The sequence below is a fragment of the Caballeronia sp. genome, assembly GCF_049581465.1.
GTDB lineage: Bacteria > Pseudomonadota > Gammaproteobacteria > Burkholderiales > Burkholderiaceae > Caballeronia.
Genome location: NZ_JBAUSA010000747.1, coordinates 1 through 4,898, shown reverse-complemented (window position 1 = coordinate 4,898; position 4,898 = coordinate 1). Strand labels below are relative to the sequence as shown.

General features: G+C 61.9%; 1 protein-coding gene. It reads left to right on the top strand.

Going from position 1 to position 4,898, the window contains the following annotated elements:
- Positions 1-555 precede the first annotated feature (555 nt).
- Positions 556-4,898: discoidin domain-containing protein (locus WCA53_RS18525; protein ID WP_423913771.1), on the top strand; the 4,343-nt coding region annotated here is incomplete at its 3' end.

Below are 4,898 nucleotides of genomic sequence, written 5' to 3'. Positions count from 1 at the left end.
CTGCGCAGCTGGCGGCTGCATCGGTTCGGCTGGGCCGCGACTATCCATTGCCGGTGGTGTCTCACCAGCACGCGCGCACGCGTGCGCTCGAAGTCATGGAAGGGGTGCGCGAGCGCGCCGGTCGCGAAAGCACCGGTGAGTAACTCCCCCGCGACCACAATTGATTGCGTTTGCCGAGTGATGTCGTATATCGGTGTGAGACTGCCCCTCGTCTCCGAATCCTGACTCCTCATTCCTCTACATTGCGGGCCACCCGCGACTTGCGCCAAAGCTGCTGCCCCCATTTCACTGCCACTGCCCCCAAATTGTCACAAATATGGGGGACACTGCCGTCCGCGTCGCATCAGGGTAAACAAGTAACAGCAATTGGGGTTTGTCCCTATCAAATGTTGCCGATGTAATGTCGTTATCCGAAATTGAAACAATTGCGGTTTGCTCGCAAGAGCAAACGTTTGCATGTTCATTCAGGTGGTGGGTTTGCGGGAAGAATCGGGGAATCGTTGCTGAAGTCGATGCGATGCGCCACGTCATAAAAATCAATTAGAGATTTCAAAAATGCGCAATTGCGTTAGGCACACCGCGTGGCAGCAAGCGGGGTTGTTTGCATTCTTGTGGGCGGTCTTACTCTTCGCGGCGACGCAATCGTTTGCGGGTATCAGCCTTCCGCCGTCCAATCACGTCAAGATCAATCTGGGCGCGACACCCTGGCAGTACATCAAGGATGTCGACGATCCGATCAACTTCCCCCTGCCGTCGTTCGACGACTCGGGCTGGCAGACGATCGGCGTGCCGCAGACGCCGGCCGACAACGACACCTTCATCAATATGACTTCGGGCGGCGGTCAGGGATCCCTGACGGGCAACACGAACTGGTACCGCAAGCACTTCACGCTCGATCCGTCCTATGCGAACCGCAAGGTCCTTATCGAGTTCGACGGCGCACACACGGGAGTTCAGGTCTACGTCAACGGTCAGTTCATCCCGGGCAACAGCAAGGTCGCGCTCGATGCGACAGCGACTCATGTGGTGGGTTTTATCCCGTTCATCGTCGATGTCACGAACTATGTAAAGTTCGACGGCACCGACAACGTGATGGCCGTGAAGGTCTCGCGCGGCGACAAGTTCTTCGAGTCCCCGAGCTTCTCCGGCGCGTTCCGCTTCGGTCAGGACGATACCGGCATTTTCCGGCCGGTGTGGATGCACATCACGGACCGGGTGCACATCCCCGAGAACATCTATTCGGTGCTGAATACCTGGGGCACTTACGTGTCGACGGTGGCGGCGAGCACCTCCTCGGCGACGATCCGCGTCCAGGCCAATGTGGTGAACGAGTATTCGACGGATCAGCCGGTCACCTTGACGACGCAGATCGTGGACGCCGGCGGCAACGTCGTGGCGAGCGCGCAGACCGCCAACACGGTCCCGGCAAACGGACCGGGGCAACTTACCCCGACTCTGTTCGACCAGGTGCTGACGGTTGCCAATCCCACGCTCTGGTATCCGAACAATAGTGTGTACGGCGGCCCGTACCTCTATCACGTGATCAATTCGGTCAGCATGAATGGCGTCGTGGTGGATTCGAAGGCAACCCCACTCGGTATTCGCACGATCACGTGGGACCAGAATTTCCCCTACTTCAACGGTTATGCCCATTTCCTGTGGGGTGCGTCGGGCCGCTATGACTACCCGGCGCTTGGGTCGGCCGTGCCGTCGGAGCTTCAATGGAAAGACCTGAACCTGCTCGCGCAGGCCGGCGGCAGCCTGTACCGGCCGGGACACTCGAGCCAGGGGCCTGAGTTCCTCGACGCCGCGGACGCCTACGGCATCATGATGATCCAGCCGAGCGGCGACGGCGAGAGCGGCTTTGCCGTGATCTGCTCGGCCAGCGTCACGACGGGCTGCACGACGCCCGATAACGTCGAACTCAAGGAAGAGTTGCATCGGGACATGATCGTCCACGATCGGAACCACCCCTCGGTACTTTCGTGGGAAGCGGACAACGGCGCGACCGATACAACGTTTGCGCAAACGCTGAAGGCAATTTCGCAGGTGTGGGATCCGGTCAATACGCGGGCTCAGGCCGACCGTACGCCTAATCCAGCGAACGGAGATATTCTCGGCTGCAGCGGCGACGGTTGCGATATCAACGTCAAGCAGACCTATCCAAATTCGCCAGCCTGGGGATCGGAGTACTGGGGCTGGGGTGTGGCCCGCTGGAGCTACGCCCATGAACTCGATTTTGCCGCGCCGCCCGTCAATGACTGGGTGCATAGTGTCGCCGGCAAGTCGTTCGGGATTGCGCACTGGTACCTGGCCGATACGCCGGGCGAGATCGTGACACAGTTCGACGGCCAGGATCAAAACCTGGTGCGCGGCAATGGCGCATCCATGATGGATGAGCATCGCATCCCGCGCCTGCTTTACTACATCTACGAAGCCAACTGGACGCCGTTCCAGATCAAGCCTGTCGTCAAGCTTGCCAGCACCTGGAACCAGTCCGGCTCTGTGCGGGTCAACGCGTTCAGCAACTGCCCTTCGGTTCGTTTGCTGCTCAACGGCCAGCAGGTAGGCGGTGAGCAAGTGCCAAATCCGACCAACTCGGATTCGAGCGCCGACCTGACTCAGGACACGACGCTGCTGCCGGGCCAGGTGCACTGGGACAACCTTGCGTTCGTGCCAGGCACGCTTGTGGCTGAATGCCTCGATAACAACCGCCAGGTTGCGGCGTCGGACCAGCTTGTTACGGCCGGTCCTGCCGACCATATCCAGCTCACGGTCGATTCCGAACTGGTCAAGCCCAACGGCGATTCGTTTGCGATCACGGCTAACGGCACCGATGTGGGTATCGTCACGGCGACCGTGGTGGACGCACATGGTGTCCGCGTGCCGGATTCGATGGCGATCCTGACGTTCGGTGTCAGTGGCCCCGGTACTTACCGCGGCGGTACGGATCATTGGGTGACGCCTAACCAGCCGAATACGTACCATGCGCCGGGCGACCCGAACGTCACGGCCGAAGGCGGCATCACGAAAATCGCGGTCAAGTCGCAGTTCACACCCGGTACGGTCACGGTGACGGCGAGTTCGCCGGGCCTCGGCGGTGGCACGACCTCGTTCAACATCGTGCCGGCGGTCAACGCGGGTACGCTTAGCGGCTCCGAGCTCTCGGTCGGTCCGCAGCCTCCGGGCGTGCTGCAGATTCTTGCGCAGCCTGTCAGTCAGAAGGTCACGTCAGGGCAAAACGGGCAATTCAGTGTCCTGACGGCCGGTGCTTCGCCCATCTCCTACCAGTGGTACAAGAACGGCGCGCCGATCCCGGGCGCGAGCGGCTACGCCTACACAACACCGCCGCTGCAAGCGAGCGACAGTGGCGCAACCTTCAGCGTGCTGGTCAGCAATGCAAGCGGCAGCGTCCCCTCGAATACGGCGAGCGTGACCGTGGTGCAGCCGGTTGTACCGACCCTCACTTCGCAACCGCTGCCGCTGACGATCACGGCCGGACAGACCGCGGAATTCAGCGTCCTGGCGAACGGTTCGCCCGTGCTGACCTATCAGTGGCTGGCAAATAACACGCCGATCCCGGGCGCGACGCAGCCGGTGTACGACACACCGGTCATGCAGGCGTCTGCTAGCGGCACCGTGTATAGCGTCGTCGTAACGAATAGCGCAGGCACGATTACTTCGGCCGGTGCAACGCTGACGGTGAACGTAGCGACCCCGCCGGTCATCACATCGCAGCCTGCCGGCCAGACCGTGCCGTTCGGGCAGAGCGTGACCTTCAACGTGATCGCTACCGGTTCGCAACCGATGACGTATCAGTGGACCAAGGATGGCGTGCCGTTCGGCTCGAACACCTCGAGCATTGCACTCGCGCAGGTGCAGGCGAGCGACGCGGGCAACTACGTGGTCACGATCAGCAACAGCGCCGGCAGCGTCACGAGTGCCGTCGCCACGCTCACCGTGAGCGGTGCCGACGCCAGCAACCTCGCGCTCGTCGGAACAGCCACGGCGAGCAGCTCGCAAAATGGCGGGCTCGGTCCGCAGTACGCGATCGACGGCTCGCTCTCGACGCGCTGGTCGTCCGCACCGGGCATCGACCCGTCGTGGATCGAGATCGATCTGGGCTCAGTACAGACGTTCGACAAGGTCGTGCTTGCGTGGGAGAACGCTTACGCTTCGCAGTACGACATTCAGGTGTCCAACGACAAGCAGAACTGGACCAGTGTGCTTGGCGGCCCGGTCCAGGGGTTTGGCGGCACGGAGACGCATTACTTCGCGAGCACGTCGGCCCGTTACATCCGGATGCTCGGCCTGCAGCGCGCCACGCAATACGGCTATTCGCTGTATGAGTTCCAGGTGTTCGACGCGCCGCAATGTGGGGGTCAAACCGAGCGCTATACGGTGCTCGGCGCGCAACCGGGAACGTGGACATCGACTATTTCCGGTCTTCCGTCGGGGCCTAACGTTCCGACCGTGAAGGACAATGTCAGCGGTCTGATCTGGCAGCAGTACTACACGACGTTTCCGCAGCAAGGCGCGCAGTTCACGCAGACGATCGCCCAGCAATATTGCCAGTCGGTGGGTATGCGCCTCGCGACCCAGGCCGAAGCGCTGACGATCGCCCGGGCGAACTACGCCCAGTGCGCGTTCCCGTCGCCGTGGGGGACGTGGACCACGACGCCCGTGCCGGGTCAGTCGACCGATGACTACCTCGTGTTCTCGTCGGGGCAGTCCGTGCCCGGCATCATCAATAACACGCCGGGCTGGTCGCTGTGCGTATCGGGTCCCTCAGCCGCCGTTCCCACGATCACGGTGCAGCCGGTGAACGCGTCGGTGAGCGAAGGCCAGAGCGCCCAGTTCGCGGTGGGCGTGACGGGTACCGGGCCGTTCAACTTCGA